We start from the raw sequence: 13,353 nt of genomic DNA on the forward strand, positions 1-13,353 counted from the left end.
TCAGTCAGGAGAGACCGGTGTCAGACGTCCGTGTGATCATCCAACGCGATTCCGAGCGGGAAGAGCGCGTGGTGACGACGGGCACGACGGCTGCCGAGCTCTTCCCCGGGCAGCGCACCGTCGTCGCCGCACGGGTCGAGGGAGAGCTGCGGGACCTCGCGTACGAGCTCAAGGACGGCGAGGTCGTCGAACCCGTCGAGATCTCCTCCGAGGACGGCCTGAACATCCTGCGGCACTCGACCGCGCACGTCATGGCGCAGGCCGTGCAGGAACTGCACCCCGAGGCCAAGCTGGGCATCGGCCCGCCGGTCAAGGACGGCTTCTACTACGACTTCGACGTCGAGAAGCCGTTCACGCCCGAGGACCTCAAGGCCATCGAGAAGAAGATGCAGGAGATCCAGAAGCGGGGACAGCGGTTCTCCCGCCGGGTCGTCACCGACGAGGCGGCCCGCGAGGAGCTCGCCGACGAGCCGTACAAGCTGGAGCTCATCGGGATCAAGGGCTCCGCGTCCTCCGACGACGGCGCGGACGTCGAGGTGGGCGGCGGCGAGCTGACCATCTACGACAACCTGGACGCCAAGACCGGTGACCTGTGCTGGAAGGATCTCTGCCGGGGTCCGCACCTGCCCACCACCCGGTTCATCCCCGCGTTCAAGCTGATGCGGAACGCCGCGGCGTACTGGCGGGGCAGTGAGAAGAACCCGATGCTCCAGCGCATCTACGGCACCGCGTGGCCGACCAAGGACGAGCTGAAGGCGCACCTGGAGTTCCTGGAGGAGGCCGCCAAGCGCGACCACCGCAAGCTCGGCAACGAGCTGGACCTCTTCTCCTTCCCCGACGAGATCGGCCCCGGCCTCGCCGTCTTCCACCCCAAGGGCGGCGTCATCCGCCGGGCCATGGAGGACTACTCGCGCCGCCGCCACGAGGAGGAGGGCTACGAGTTCGTCTACAGCCCCCACGCCACCAAGGGCAAGCTCTTCGAGAAGTCCGGCCACCTGGACTGGTACGCCGACGGCATGTACCCGCCCATGCAGCTCGACGACGGGGTGGACTACTACCTCAAGCCGATGAACTGCCCGATGCACAACCTGATCTTCGACGCGCGCGGCCGCTCCTACCGTGAGCTCCCGCTCCGCCTCTTCGAGTTCGGCACGGTGTACCGCTACGAGAAGTCGGGCGTCGTGCACGGGCTGACCCGCTCGCGCGGCTTCACCCAGGACGACGCGCACATCTACTGCACCAAGGAGCAGATGGCGGAGGAGCTCGACAGGACGCTGACCTTCGTCCTGAACCTCCTGCGCGACTACGGCCTGACCGACTTCTACCTGGAGCTCTCCACCAAGGACCCGGAGAAGTTCGTCGGCTCCGACGAGATCTGGGAGGAGGCCACCGAGACGCTGCGCCAGGTCGCCGAGAAGCAGGGCCTCCCGCTCGTCCCGGACCCGGGCGGCGCCGCGTTCTACGGCCCGAAGATCTCCGTGCAGTGCAAGGACGCCATCGGCCGCACCTGGCAGATGTCGACCGTGCAGCTCGACTTCAACCTGCCGGAGCGCTTCGACCTGGAGTACACCGGCCCGGACGGCACGAAGCAGCGTCCGGTCATGATCCACCGCGCGCTGTTCGGTTCCATCGAGCGCTTCTTCGCGGTGCTGCTCGAGCACTACGCGGGCGCCTTCCCCGTGTGGCTCGCCCCGGTGCAGGCGGTCGGCATCCCGATCGGCGACACCCACATCCCCTACCTCCAGGAGTTCGCCGCCAAGGCGCGCAAGCAGGGGCTGAGGGTCGACGTGGACGCCTCCTCGGACCGGATGCAGAAGAAGATCCGCAACCAGCAGAAGCAGAAGGTGCCGTTCATGATCATCGCGGGCGACGAGGACATGGCCAACGGCGCCGTCTCCTTCCGCTACCGCGACGGTTCGCAGGAGAACGGCATCCCGGTCGACGAGGCCATCGCCAAGATCGCGAAGGCCGTCGAGGACCGCGTCCAGGTCTGATCCGAGCCGTACGGGGCCCCCGGGGAGCGCTATGCGTCCCCCGGGGGCCCCTTTTCGTCCTCCCGCCTGAACACCTGCACCAGCCACGAGGAGAACGACCCCGTCACCGCCCCCAGCAGGGCGAGCCCGCAGGCCATCAGGCCCACCGCGACGAACCGGCCGCCGAACGTGACCGGGACCGCGTCCCCGTAGCCCACCGTGGTGAGCGTGGCGCACGCCCACCACACCGAGTCGCCGAAGGTGCGGATCGAAGCGCCCGGGGCGTCGTGCTCCTGGTGGTAGACCGCGAGCGCGGCGGAGACACCGAGGAGGACTGCGGTGAGGCTCGCGTACGCCATCACCCGCGCGTACAGGCTCAGCCGGGGCTGTTCCCGGCGCTTCTGGACCGCCGTGTAGACCTGCACCAGGCGCAGCGGGCGCAGCAACGGAAGCAGCAGGACGACCGCGTCCAGCCAGTGGGTGCGCACGAAGCTCCACGCCCGCAGACCGCTCAGACGGAACCGCACCGCGTAGTCCACGGCGAAGAGCAGCCAGGTCGCGTAGACGAGAGCGAGAGCGAGGTCACGCACCGGGCCGATGTCGGCCGGGGCGAGGACACGGACCGCGTAGCCGGTCAGGAAGACCATGCCCGCGACGAAGAGCGGCACCTCCGTGCGCTGCTCCCACGCCTGGAGCCGAGGGGGGACGGGGGCGGTGGTGCGGTCGCTCATGGCGCCAGCATCCCGGTGCGGCCGCGGGCTCGCCCCCGGCGACACGCGCGCCGGGAGTGACGCAATATGCTGACGGGCATGACGAGTGAGCCGGAACAGCAGATCGGAGTGGGGACGCCCGACGCGTTCCAGCGCCTGTGGACCCCCCACCGGATGGCCTACATCCAGGGGGAGAGCAAGCCGAGCGGCCCGGGAGCGGGCGACGGCTGTCCGTTCTGCGAGATTCCGTCGAAGTCCGACGAGGACGGGCTCGTCGTCGCGCGCGGCGACAAGGTCTACGCGGTGCTCAACCTGTACCCGTACAACGGCGGGCACCTGATGGTGGTGCCCTACCGGCACGTCGCCGACTACACGGAGCTGGACGGTCCGGAGACCGCCGAGCTGGCCGACTTCACCAAGCGGGCCATGGTCGCGCTGCGAGCCGCCTCGGGTGCGCACGGCTTCAACATCGGGATGAACCAGGGCGCCGAGGCGGGCGCCGGCATCGCCGCCCACCTCCACCAGCACGTGGTGCCCCGCTGGGGCGGGGACACCAACTTCATGCCGGTCGTCGGACACACCAAGGTGCTCCCGCAACTGCTCGGCGACACCCGGTCGATGCTGGCCGGTGTGTGGCCGGCCGAACTGCCGTCCGGCTGACCTCTCCCCGGGGCGGCGGTGCGTGCCGACCCGGAGGCCGGCGCTCAGGGCGAGCCCAGTTCCCTGGCGTGGGCGCGCTCCGACGGGGTGAGCGGTACGTCCGGCCGCACCCGCTCCGGGTGAGCCCCGGCGGGCCCGCTCCCCGCCGGGGACGGCCCGGTGACCGTGCTCTCGGGATCCACCCCCGCGTACGGCGCCCCGTAGGCGGTCAGCGAGCGGCAGAGCGCGCGCAACAGGCGCAGGGCGAGCGGCGTTCCCGCCGTCCACCTCCGGCCCCGCCTCACCGCAGGAGGTGGGCGAACCGGTCCTGGGCGGAGTCCGCCCAGGACTCGAAGGTCCGCAGGCCCGGGTGCAGGGCCCGGGCGCGCGCCACGTCCGCGGTGGTGACGTCGGGGTACCGCCTGGTGAACTCCAGCATGTCCGCGACGGCGCGTGCGTGGGGCAACGGCAGCTTCCGGTAGGTCTCGTAGGGCACGTCCCGGTAGGCGACCGGGACACCGAGTGAACGGGTGAGCGCGGCGGCGTAGGCGGCGGGCGGCAGAAGATCACCGACGGCCTTGACCACGTCGCCGTGGAGCGCGGGTCCCGCGTCCAGCACCGCCGCGACCAGCGGGCCGAGATCGGCGACGGAAACGGCGGGCAGCGGGGTGTCCCCGTGGGGCAGCGTGAACGCGAACGTGCCGTCCTCCTGCCTGCGCAGCCGGCATGCCGGCCAGTTCTCGTAGTAGGTGGACAGATGGACGGTGACGACGGGCGAGCCGCTCGCGCGCAACTCCGCCTCCAGCCGCGCCTTGCCGTCGTGGTGCGGGAGGGCCAGCGCGCCGCCGCTGCGGCGGTGCGCCTCGGGCAGGCTGCTGTGCACCAGCGTCCCCGCGCCCGCGGCGAGGACGGCGTCCGCCGTCCGGCGGGCCACCTCGTACTCACGCTCCTTCAGGGACCAGTAGTCCGTGACCAGGAACGCGGCATCGACTCCGGCCACCGACCGGTGCACCTGAGGGGGGTCGGTCAGATCGCAGGCGACCACGTCGGCGCCCAGGGCCGTGAGCGCGGCGGCGGCCGCCGACCGGGGGTCGCGGGTGACGGCCCGCACCGCCCAGCGGCCGGACCGCAGGAGGTGGCGGGCCACGGACCCGCCCTGGGCCCCGGTGGCTCCGGTGACGAGGACGAGGGGTCTGTCGGTCATGGTTCTTCACCTTCGGGTCGGCTCAGCGAGCCGGTGGCCGCCGCTCCTGACGCCGGCCACCGGCAGCGGGTCAGCGGGCGGATGCCACGGCGTCCAGCAGGAGCCGGGGCGTCCTCGCCCCGCTCAGCACCTCCTCCGGCATGCGCACACCGAGCTCGCGCTCGATCCGGGTCGCCGTCTCGAGCAGCGCGAGCGAGTCGTAGCCGAGGTTCTCGAACGGCGCGTCCAGGATGTCGCCGTCCAGGTCGACGTTCTCGTCCTCCCCGGCGCATTCCCGCATCACGCGCTTCAGGTCGGCGAGGGTGAAGCCCTTCATGGTGGTCACCTTTCACTGGGGATCTGTGCAGGGGTGGGTCATCGGGGTGTCCGTTCGCACCGGCGCACGACCACGGCGCTGTTGAAGCCGCCGTGCCCACGCGCCAGCACCAGTGCCGCGCCGCCGGCCATGGGTCGGGGCCGGCCGGTCACGAGATCGATCCGGTACGCCGCCGGAAGACGGCCGACGTCGGCGGTCGGGGGGATCAGCCCGTCGCGGACGGCGAGCAGCGCCGCCGCGAGGTCGAGTGCGGAGGCGCCGGCCCCCGGGCGTCCGGTGCGGGAGGTGATCGCGGTGACCGGGACGGCGTCCGGCCCGAAGACCTCGGTGATCGCCGCGGCCTCCTGCGCGTCGAGCTCGGGAACAGCCGCTCCCTCGGCGAAGACCGCGCCGATGTCCGCCGGTTCGATCCCCGCGTCGGCCAGTGCCGCCCTCGCGGCCCGGGCGGGGCCGGCGGTGCGCCCCGAGCCCGGGGGAGGGTCGAAGCAGGCCGCGTAACCCGCCACCTCGCCGTAAGGGCGGACACCGCCCCGGGCGTGAGCCGCGGCCCCGTCCTCCAGCATCAGCAGCGCGCCGCCCTCCGCGACGACATGGCCGGCGGCGCGCTCCCCGAAGGGCAGGCAGGCGTCCTCGGCGCTGTCGGCCGTACTCAGCCGGCCGCCGGTCAGTTCCGCCACATGCCCCCAGGGGCACAGCGCCGACTCCATCGCCCCGGTGAGCACCGCCGGGGTGCCCTTGCGCAGCATGCGGCGCGCGTGGCCGACCGCGTCCAGTCCGCCGGACTGGCCGGTGACCAGGACGCCGCTGGGACCGCGCAGGCCGTGCCGGATGGAGATCTGGCCGGTGTTGACGGCGTAGAACCAGGCGAACGACTGGTAGGCGCTGACGTACAGGGGGCCCTTCGCCCACAGGTTCTCGAGCTCCCGCTGACCGAACTCGAACCCTCCGGCGGCGTTGGCGGTGACCACTCCGATCCCGTACTCCGGCGCCTCGGCCGGGTCCAGGCCCGAGTCCCTCAGCACCTCGGCGGCGGAGACCAGCGCGAGTTGTGTGACGCGGTCGGTCTGGGGCAACAGGCGGCCGGGCAGGTCCTCGCCGGGATCGTGGGCGATCTCGCCGGCCAGCGTGCTCGGGTAACCGGAGGCGTCGAAGCGGGTGATCGGACCGATGCCGCCGCGTCCCTCCAGAAGGCCCTGCCAGAATTCCTCGGTGCCGTTTCCGTTGGCCGCGCGTACGTCGAGGCCGGTGACGAGGGCCGTGTCCCGCCGGGTTCCGGGGGCCGTGGACACGGACATGGGCGCGTGGACGGTCATCTGCGTGTCCCTTCGGGCCGGGTGAGCACCATGGCGCTCTGGAAGCCGCCGAAACCGCTGCCCACCGTGAGGACGGCGTCCAGTCGCTGCTCCCTGGCGGTGACCGGCACGTAGTCCAGCGGGCACTCGGGATCCGGTTCGTGGAGATTGGCGGTGGGAGGCACGACTCCGTGCTCCAGGGCGAGGGCACACGCGGCGATCTCTATGGCCCCGATCGCCCCGAGCGAGTGGCCGATCATCGACTTGATGGAGCTGACAGGAACGCCCCGGGCGTGCTCGCCGAGGGCACGCAGGAAGGCAGCCGACTCGTGGCGGTCGTTCTGCAGGGTGCCGGAGCCGTGCGCGTTGACGTAGTCGACCGCGGTCGGGTCCAGCCGGGCCTCGTCGAGCGCCCGGGTGATCGCCTCCGCCATCTCCCGGCCGTCCGGACGCAGACCCGTCATGTGGTAGGCGTTGCCGCGCGAGGCGTGACCGCCGATCTCTGCATAGACGTGCGCGCCCCGGGCCTCGGCGTGCGACCACTCCTCCAGCACCAGCACGGCGGCGCCCTCGCCCAGGACGAAGCCGTCCCGGGTGCGGTCGAACGGCCGCGAGGCGGTGGCCGGGTCGTCGTTGCGCGCGGAGGTCGCCCTGATGGCGTCGAAGGAGGCGACGGTGATCGGGGAGATCGGCGCGTCGGTTCCGCCGGTGAGCATGACGTCGGCGGTGCCCTCGCGGATGATCTCGCAGGCGTGTCCCACGGCGTCCAGCCCGGACGTGCAGCCGGCCGAGATCACCGCGACGGGGCCGAGGGCGTCCGCCGCCCACGCCACCTCCCGGGCCAGACTGCTGGGGACGAGGTGGTCCACCAGTTGCGGCACGGCGTGGCGATGGTCCACGAGCCACTCGCGGCCGCCGTCGCTGACGACGGCGTACTCGTTCTCCAGGCTCGTCGTGCAGCCGACGGCGGTGCCCAGGGACACTCCGGTCCGCTCGGGCACCGAGGTGGTGCCGGACGCGAGACCGGCGTCCGCGAGCGCCTCCCGGGCGCAGGCCACGGCGAACTGGGCCGCGCGGTCCAGTCTGCGGACCTCGCGCGGGGAGAAGCCGGCGGCCAGTGGGTCGAAGGCGCACTGTGCGGCGATGCGCGAACGGTAGGGCGTCGCGTCGAAGGCCGTCAGGGGGCCCGTCGCGGTCCGGCCGGAAGTGATCAGTGACCAGAACTCCTTCGTCCCGTTTCCGCCGGGCGCGACCACGCCGATTCCGGTGACGGCGACCCTGCGGTTCACCTCGGCACGCCCACGGAATGGCCGGATCTATCCCACGCGAGAACAGGCGGTTTCCAGTGATCCGGTAGGTTTCGCGTGGTTTCCGCCCTGTGCTGGGCGGCCCCCGTCGCGCGCTGTGCGCTGTCCATCTGATCGACCCTTTCCCGTACTCGGCCGGTGGCGTGACGCATCCCCCGTGGAGGGACGCGGATCATCCTCCGCGCCGCCGCTGGAGGGGGGCTCGGGAACCGGTGGAGCCGGGAAACCGCCCCGGAGTGCGGGCCGCGTATCATCGCCGGGGGCGTGCGGTCCGTCGTGTCGTGAGCCCGCCCGTATGCCGCCCGCAACCCGCGAAGGTCACCTCTGCATGGCTGCTCAGCCCGCCGTGTCCCTCGGGGACTTCAGCACCCTGTTCGCCCTGGCAGGGCGTTCCACGCGCCTTCGGTCCGAACGTCTGCTCAACGACTTCGGACTGCACGTCGGCCAGCAGTTCTTCATGCGCTGTCTCTGGGAGCAGGACGGAAGCACGGTCGGGGAACTCGCCCGGCGGGTCAGGGTGGAGGCGCCGACGGCGACCCAGGCCGTCAAGCGCATGGAGGCGGCCGGGATGGTGCGCCGCACCCCGGACGAGCAGGACGCCCGGCGCAGCCGGGTCTGGCTGACACCGCTCGGCCGGCACACCTGGCCGCTGGTGACCGCCGCGCTCGCCGAGCTGGAGCGGGATCTGCTCGCGCCCTTCACGCAGGAGGAGAGGGAGCAGTTCATGTCGCTCCTGCTGCGGCTGTACGAGACGTCCCTCCCCGCGGAAGGTGACGGCGCGGACGGAAGCCGTACGGGCTGAGCACCCGGTGTTCCAGCGGGGCTCCAGCCGCCTTCCAGACCGGCCGAGCACGCTGGTGGCCCCTACAGCGCGAAGGAGGTCCGATGCCGCACACCGGCACGGCACCGCTCGACCCGGCCAGGCCCGGCACCGACCGGCTCCACGGCGAGATCACCCACTTCTACGCACGGCAGATGCAGGCCCTGGACGACGGCAGGACCGACGACTGGGCGCGGACGTTCACCGAGGACGGCGTCTTCCTCCTGCACGGCGGCCACGACCGTGCGGAGGGCCGCCCCGCGCTCGCCGCCAGCAGCGCGAAGGCCCGTGCCGCACTGGCCGAGCAGGGTGTCACGCACCGGCACTGGCTCGGCATGCTGGCGGTGGAACCCAGGCCCGACGGAAGCGTCGCGGCCCGCTGCTACGCCCTGGTCATCGCCACCGGGCTCGGCGGAACCCCGGCCCTGCACCGCAGCACCGTGTGCGAGGACGTGCTGGTGCGCGACGGTGACACCTGGCTGGTCGAGCACCGCCAGGTCAGCCGGGACGACCTGGCCTGACGGGCATGCCGCGGGGCCCCTCCCGGGGCCCCGCGGAACGTCACCGGCGCCCGGCCGGGGTCAGCCGGCCGTCTCGTACGGCATCCCTCCCGCCAGCATCTGAGGCTGCGGCGAGGCCGACGAGAGTATGGCGCGCTGGAGCTGCTGGAGGAACCAGGCCGGCTCCATTCCGAGTTCCTCGGCCAGGGCGCGTCGTAGCCGCTGGTACACGTCCAGTGCGCACGAGCGGCGCCCCGACCGCCACAGGGCCCTCATGTACTGCGCGTGAAGGTTCTCGTGGAAGCGGTGATGGGCGGTCAGTGTGGCCAGCCCGTCGAGGAGTTCCTGGTGCCGGCCGAGCCTCATCTCGGCGTCGATACAGAGCCCCAGGGTGGTCAGCCGCAGCTCCTCCAGCCGTGTCACGTGGGCGGTGACGGGTTGGCCCGTGTCCACATCCGCGAGCACCTGTCCGCGGTAGAGGTCGAGGGCCTGCGAGAGGAGCACCACGCCCGTCTCGTCGTCCCCCCGGCTGATGGCCTCGCGCCCCTGTTTGGCGAGCCGGCCGAAGCGGTGCAGGTCGACGGCGTCGTCGGGAATGCGCAGCATGTATCCGGGACCCGCCGTCACCAGCAGTTCCCCCGCGGAGGGTGCGGCGGCCTGAAGCAGTTTGCGGAGCGTCAGTATGTACGTCTGGAGCGTCGTCCTGGCGCTGGCCGGTGGACGGTTGCCCCACAACTCCTCCACCAGAGCGGAGACGGGGACGATCTGGTTGCGGTAGATGAGGAGAAGCGCCAGCACCTTCTTCGGTTTCGGTGCGCTGGGAACGCAGGCAATGTCGCCGAATCGTAAATCCAGGATCCCCAGTATGACGACGGAAATGTCCATCATTTCCCCCCCAAGATCTGCATTGCCGTGGCCATGACGGACTCCCCCGAGTACCGGTGCGACCTGGCCGCTTTGTGTGTAGTGCCTGTGATGCACCCGAACGCTACCCAGACGGGCCGTGGGTACTGTCGAATGGACGCGTCGAGGCTCGACGCGAATTGTCCTGAAGGCGCTTGCACTGTTCATGAGGTGCTGCTAGGTGGTGGCCGGCGGGTCTCCTGGAGCATCCCGCGGGCGGTCCGCCCTTCCCGGCCGTGGCGGGAAGGGCGCGGGGCCGGGCGTCAGTTCAGCATGCGGTCCAGTGCCTTGTGCACGCAGCGGTCGGCGAGAGCGGTGACGGTCAGGGCGGGCGGAACCGTCGCCATCGTGCCGGGTATGAGCGAGCTGTCGATGACGTGCAGGTTGTCGTAGCCGTGCAGTCGGCCGTCCAGCCTGCACGCCTTGCCGAGGACCGCTCCGCCGAGCGTGTGCGAGGTGGTGTCGGCGTTCACGCGCAGGGTCGAGGTACCGGGGTTGGCGGCGTTGAGACGGTCCACTGTGGCCGTCACCGCCTGGGTGGCGCGTACGGCCGAGGCACCCGTGGCCGGCCAGGTCAGAGAGACCCCGCCGGTCGCCGCGTCGTAACTGAAGTACCCGTCCGCGGCGCACGTGGTCATGGCCAGGGCGCCGAGCGCTCCGGTCCCGTCCGCGGGCGGCACCGGCCACGGGAAGTTGATCATCGTGACGGGCTCGTACGGGTTGTCGAGGTCCTGGGCGACGATGCCGGACGGCCCTCCCTGCGTGGAGTTGTTCCAGGGCATGCCCACCCGCACCGTCTGCCGGTCGCTGTTGGTTCCCCATCCCTTGCCGACCGAGGCGCGCAGCGCGGGCAGGCTGCCGCGTCCCCGCGCGGCCACCAGCAGCCGGCTGGTCCCCAGCGAACCCGCGGCGAAGAACACGCGCTTCGCGCTGTAGTCGGGGCGGGCGACCACGGCCCCCGTGTCGTCGATGCGTTCGCACCGCACCACGTAGCGGTCGCCCGATGGCACCACGTCCACCACACGCGTCAGCGTCTCCACCGACACCCGGCCGGTCGCCTCCGCGGCGGCCAGAATGGTCCGGTCGACACTGCGCTTGGCCCCGCTGTTGGCACCCCAGATGGAACGGGCGATGATCAGCGACGCCTCCCGGGTGCCCGCCTGCTCCTCCCGTACGGCCTGCCAGTCGACGGCCATGTCCGCACGGAACGGGGCCAGGCCCGCCGCCGCGGCCTCGGCGCTGAACGAGCGGGCTGCGGTGTAGTGCGACGAGACGTAGACGTCGTCCGGCATCGGGGCCGGACCGATCAGGGTGCGGGCCCGGGCGTACCAGCGCTCGCTCATCTCGTCGAAGTCGATGTCGGTGCCGAACGCCCGGTTGAAGGCCGCCTCGGAGGGCTTCAGCATCACCGCGTTGTTGACCAGGGACCCACCGCCGACACCCGCGCCGGCGAGAGCGATGACCCCGTCGGCGCGGAAGGCCTCCAGCACACCGGGGTACACGTCGAGCTGCTGGGGGACGAACGGGCTCCAGGAGCTGAGCCAGGACGCCCGGCCGTCGGGCGCCGCGGGGGTGGCGAAGGTACCGCCCGCGCTGGTGACCGGCCAGCGCCTGCCACGTTCGAGCACCACCGAGTGCAGGCCCGCCTGGGCGAACCGGAGGGCGGCGACGCTGCCCGCGTAACCACTGCCGATGATGAGGGTCTCGACCGGCTCCGCGGCCGAGGCCACGGCGGACCGCAGCGGGAGCGCCCCGAGCGCCGTGCCTGCCGCGACGCCGGTGAGGAACCGTCGACGCGAGAGCGACTTTCTGCCTGACATTCCACTCCTCTTGTTGAGCGAAGGACTGCGGCCGGGGGCGCGCCGCGGCCGGAAGCCCGGCCGGCGGGCGCCCCCGCGTACGGTGACCTCACCGTCGGCGCCCCGGTACGGGCGGCGCGGGCGGAGGGGCCCGGATCAGCGCTTGCGGGCGATGGTCAGACCGTCGGCGAGCGGCAGCATGACCACGTCGACCCGGGGGTCGGCCGCGAGCGCCGGGTTGAACTCGCGCAGGGCGGCGGCGTTTCCGGTCACCGGCTCGTCGCCGAGCACACGGCCGCCGTACAGGACGTTGTCGAGGACGATCAGGCCCCCCGGCCGGGTCCTGACCACCAACTCCTCGAAGTACGCCGCGTATCCGGTCTTGTCCGCGTCCACGAACGAGAAGTCGATGTCCTCCTCGACGGGCAGGGACCGCAGGGTCTCCAGGGCCGGGCCGAGACGCAGCTCGATCAGACCGGCCAGCCCGGCGGACTCCCACCCGTCCCGGGCTATGCGTGTCCACTCCTCGCTGGTGTCGCAGCACAGCAGGTGCCCGCCGGCCGGCAGCGCCCGGGCGATGGAGAGCGACGAGTAGCCGGTGAAGGTGCCCACCTCGACCGCCCGCCGTGCCCCGACCGTCTTGGCCAGCAGCGTGATGAGAGCGCCCTGTTCGGGTGCGATCCGCATGCCGGCCTTGTCCCCGGTCTCCTTCTCGGTGCGCGCCACCAGCTCGTGGTGGGCGGGCAGCGGTGCGATGCCGCTCGCGACCACGTAGTCGACGACCTCCTGGGTGGCCTGCACCCGCATCGGCTGGTCGGCAGGAAATTCCATCGTCACTCCTCTTTCAGGGCCCCCACGGGCCCCGGCAGTCGCCAAGACCTGGACAACGTAGAAGTGGCGGCTGGAGACGCACTTGAGGGCCAGTCCACGGGCCGGTGGAGACCTCCAGGACGCTCCAGCCGTGTTCGAGCCGGACTCGACCGATCCCGGCAAGCCTCTCTGGCGACGCCGGACACGGGCCACGCACCCGGCCCGTGTCCCGAGACGCCGCACAGCGGCCAGGAACGAGGAGTGAGATGCCTGCCAGCGCCCCCAGCACCCCGGCGGAACCGCGTACGGCCCTGATCACGGGCGCCACCAGTGGAATCGGACTCGCGGTGGCCCGCGACCTGGCCGCCGCCGGACTTCGTGTGTTCCTGTGCGCCCGCACCGCGGACGACGTGGCCGCGACGGTCAAGGAACTGCGCGACCTCGGTCACGAGGCGGACGGAGCGGCCTGCGACGTCCGCTCCCGCGCGGAGGTGGCCGAGCTGGTCGCCGCCGCGGTCGCGGCCTTCGGAGCGATCGACGTCCTGGTCAACAACGCGGGCCGCAACGGCGGCGGAGCAACCGCTCAGCTCCCCGACGAGATCTGGTACGACGTCGTCGACACGAACCTCAACAGCGTCTTCCTGATGACCCGGGAGGTGCTCGCGGAGGGCGGCATGCTGGCACGGCCACGCGGACGGATCATCAACATCGCGTCCACCGGGGGCAAGCAGGGGGTCGTCCTGGCCGCCCCGTACTCCGCGTCCAAGGCCGGCGTGATCGGCATGACCAAGGCCGTCGGGCTGGAGCTCGCCTCCTCGGGGACCACCGTCAACGCGGTCTGTCCCGGCTACGTGGAGACGCCCATGGCCGAGCGCGTGCGCAGGGCGTACGCGGAGGCGTGGGACACCGGCGAGGAACAGGTCCGCGAGCGTTTCGAGGCCAAGATCCCGCTCGGCCGCTACACCACGCCCGAGGAGGTGGCGGCCATGGTCGGCTACCTCGTCTCGCCGGCCGCGGACGCCGTCACCGCGCAGGCGCTCAACGTCTGCGGCGGACTCGGCTCCTACTGACCGCCCTCGC

The 13,353-nt window shown here is 71.9% G+C and carries 14 protein-coding genes; 5 read left to right on the forward strand and 9 right to left on the reverse strand.

Going from position 1 to position 13,353, the window contains the following annotated elements; translation table 11 throughout:
- Window positions 1-17: 17 nt before the first annotated feature.
- Window positions 18-1,994 carry a threonine--tRNA ligase gene (gene thrS, locus P8A20_RS30955; protein WP_147962311.1) on the forward strand — a complete coding sequence of 659 codons (1,977 nt, stop codon included), beginning with the start codon at window positions 18-20 and terminating at the stop codon, window positions 1,992-1,994.
- Window positions 1,995-2,023: 29 nt separating this feature from the next.
- On the opposite strand, the gene P8A20_RS30960 is transcribed toward thrS, so the two are convergent.
- On the reverse strand, window positions 2,024-2,704 hold the full coding sequence (locus P8A20_RS30960; protein WP_147962312.1) for a potassium channel family protein: 681 nt from the start codon (window positions 2,702-2,704) through the stop codon (window positions 2,024-2,026).
- A 66-nt stretch (window positions 2,705-2,770) separates the two neighbouring features.
- Here P8A20_RS30960 and P8A20_RS30965 point away from each other — a divergent pair, with 66 nt between their 5' ends.
- Complete coding sequence (locus P8A20_RS30965) at window positions 2,771-3,343, forward strand: HIT family protein (RefSeq protein ID WP_147962313.1); 573 nt, start codon at window positions 2,771-2,773, stop codon at window positions 3,341-3,343.
- Window positions 3,344-3,387: 44 nt separating this feature from the next.
- Here the strand turns inward: P8A20_RS30965 and P8A20_RS30970 are convergent, their stop codons facing one another.
- The 5 genes from P8A20_RS30970 to P8A20_RS30990 all read right to left on the reverse strand — a co-directional run bounded on the left by P8A20_RS30970 (window position 3,388) and on the right by P8A20_RS30990 (window position 7,423).
- Complete coding sequence (locus P8A20_RS30970; RefSeq protein WP_147962314.1) at window positions 3,388-3,627, reverse strand: DUF6059 family protein; 240 nt, start codon at window positions 3,625-3,627, stop codon at window positions 3,388-3,390.
- A complete protein-coding gene (locus tag P8A20_RS30975; protein WP_306104668.1) occupies window positions 3,624-4,526 on the reverse strand; it encodes an NmrA/HSCARG family protein in 903 nt (300 codons plus the stop codon). The genes P8A20_RS30970 and P8A20_RS30975 overlap by 4 nt, the downstream gene beginning before the upstream one ends.
- A gap of 70 nt (window positions 4,527-4,596) precedes the next feature.
- Window positions 4,597-4,842, reverse strand: a complete 246-nt coding sequence (locus tag P8A20_RS30980; RefSeq protein ID WP_014157319.1) for an acyl carrier protein — start codon at window positions 4,840-4,842, stop codon at window positions 4,597-4,599.
- 38 nt (window positions 4,843-4,880) lie between these two features.
- Complete coding sequence (locus P8A20_RS30985; protein ID WP_306104669.1) at window positions 4,881-6,155, reverse strand: beta-ketoacyl synthase N-terminal-like domain-containing protein; 1,275 nt, start codon at window positions 6,153-6,155, stop codon at window positions 4,881-4,883.
- Window positions 6,152-7,423: a beta-ketoacyl-[acyl-carrier-protein] synthase family protein gene (locus tag P8A20_RS30990; RefSeq protein ID WP_306104670.1), complete on the reverse strand. Its 1,272-nt coding sequence runs from the start codon at window positions 7,421-7,423 to the stop codon at window positions 6,152-6,154. Before P8A20_RS30990 ends, P8A20_RS30985 begins: the two co-directional genes overlap by 4 nt.
- A gap of 346 nt (window positions 7,424-7,769) precedes the next feature.
- Here P8A20_RS30990 and P8A20_RS30995 point away from each other — a divergent pair, with 346 nt between their 5' ends.
- Together P8A20_RS30995 and P8A20_RS31000 are read left to right on the forward strand one after the other, a co-directional pair.
- On the forward strand, window positions 7,770-8,243 hold the full coding sequence (locus P8A20_RS30995; RefSeq protein ID WP_147962317.1) for a MarR family winged helix-turn-helix transcriptional regulator: 474 nt from the start codon (window positions 7,770-7,772) through the stop codon (window positions 8,241-8,243).
- An 83-nt stretch (window positions 8,244-8,326) separates the two neighbouring features.
- A complete protein-coding gene (locus tag P8A20_RS31000) occupies window positions 8,327-8,782 on the forward strand; it encodes a nuclear transport factor 2 family protein (RefSeq protein WP_147962318.1) in 456 nt (151 codons plus the stop codon).
- Between the two features lie 60 nt (window positions 8,783-8,842).
- Here the strand turns inward: P8A20_RS31000 and P8A20_RS31005 are convergent, their stop codons facing one another.
- The 3 genes from P8A20_RS31005 to P8A20_RS31015 all read right to left on the reverse strand — a co-directional run bounded on the left by P8A20_RS31005 (window position 8,843) and on the right by P8A20_RS31015 (window position 12,294).
- Window positions 8,843-9,649, reverse strand: a complete 807-nt coding sequence (locus tag P8A20_RS31005) for an AfsR/SARP family transcriptional regulator (RefSeq protein ID WP_147962319.1) — start codon at window positions 9,647-9,649, stop codon at window positions 8,843-8,845.
- Between the two features lie 278 nt (window positions 9,650-9,927).
- Window positions 9,928-11,484 (reverse strand): GMC oxidoreductase, encoded by a 1,557-nt coding sequence (locus P8A20_RS31010; RefSeq protein ID WP_306104671.1) that lies wholly within the window; start codon window positions 11,482-11,484, stop codon window positions 9,928-9,930.
- 135 nt (window positions 11,485-11,619) lie between these two features.
- Window positions 11,620-12,294, reverse strand: a complete 675-nt coding sequence (locus tag P8A20_RS31015; RefSeq protein ID WP_147962321.1) for an O-methyltransferase — start codon at window positions 12,292-12,294, stop codon at window positions 11,620-11,622.
- A 245-nt stretch (window positions 12,295-12,539) separates the two neighbouring features.
- Here P8A20_RS31015 and P8A20_RS31020 point away from each other — a divergent pair, with 245 nt between their 5' ends.
- Window positions 12,540-13,343: an SDR family NAD(P)-dependent oxidoreductase gene (locus P8A20_RS31020; RefSeq protein ID WP_306104672.1), complete on the forward strand. Its 804-nt coding sequence runs from the start codon at window positions 12,540-12,542 to the stop codon at window positions 13,341-13,343.
- Window positions 13,344-13,353 lie beyond the last annotated feature (10 nt).

The sequence above is a fragment of the Streptomyces sp. Alt3 genome (genome assembly GCF_030719215.1).
In the GTDB taxonomy this organism is placed as follows: Bacteria; Actinomycetota; Actinomycetes; order Streptomycetales; family Streptomycetaceae; genus Streptomyces; species Streptomyces glycanivorans.

Excerpts from the sequence above, each read along its gene's own strand:
- P8A20_RS30985 (WP_306104669.1), bottom strand. The coding sequence starts at position 6,155 with ATGACCGTCCACGCGCCCATGTCCGTGTCCACGGCCCCCGGAACCCGG.
- P8A20_RS30980 (WP_014157319.1), bottom strand. The coding sequence starts at position 4,842 with ATGAAGGGCTTCACCCTCGCCGACCTGAAGCGCGTGATGCGGGAATGC.
- P8A20_RS30965 (WP_147962313.1), top strand. The coding sequence starts at position 2,771 with ATGCTGACGGGCATGACGAGTGAGCCGGAACAGCAGATCGGAGTGGGG.
- P8A20_RS30995 (WP_147962317.1), top strand. The coding sequence starts at position 7,770 with ATGGCTGCTCAGCCCGCCGTGTCCCTCGGGGACTTCAGCACCCTGTTC.
- P8A20_RS31015 (WP_147962321.1), bottom strand. The coding sequence starts at position 12,294 with ATGGAATTTCCTGCCGACCAGCCGATGCGGGTGCAGGCCACCCAGGAG.
- P8A20_RS31020 (WP_306104672.1), top strand. The coding sequence starts at position 12,540 with ATGCCTGCCAGCGCCCCCAGCACCCCGGCGGAACCGCGTACGGCCCTG.
- P8A20_RS31005 (WP_147962319.1), bottom strand. The coding sequence starts at position 9,649 with ATGATGGACATTTCCGTCGTCATACTGGGGATCCTGGATTTACGATTC.
- P8A20_RS31010 (WP_306104671.1), bottom strand. The coding sequence starts at position 11,484 with ATGTCAGGCAGAAAGTCGCTCTCGCGTCGACGGTTCCTCACCGGCGTC.
- P8A20_RS30975 (WP_306104668.1), bottom strand. The coding sequence starts at position 4,526 with ATGACCGACAGACCCCTCGTCCTCGTCACCGGAGCCACCGGGGCCCAG.
- P8A20_RS31000 (WP_147962318.1), top strand. The coding sequence starts at position 8,327 with ATGCCGCACACCGGCACGGCACCGCTCGACCCGGCCAGGCCCGGCACC.
- P8A20_RS30960 (WP_147962312.1), bottom strand. The coding sequence starts at position 2,704 with ATGAGCGACCGCACCACCGCCCCCGTCCCCCCTCGGCTCCAGGCGTGG.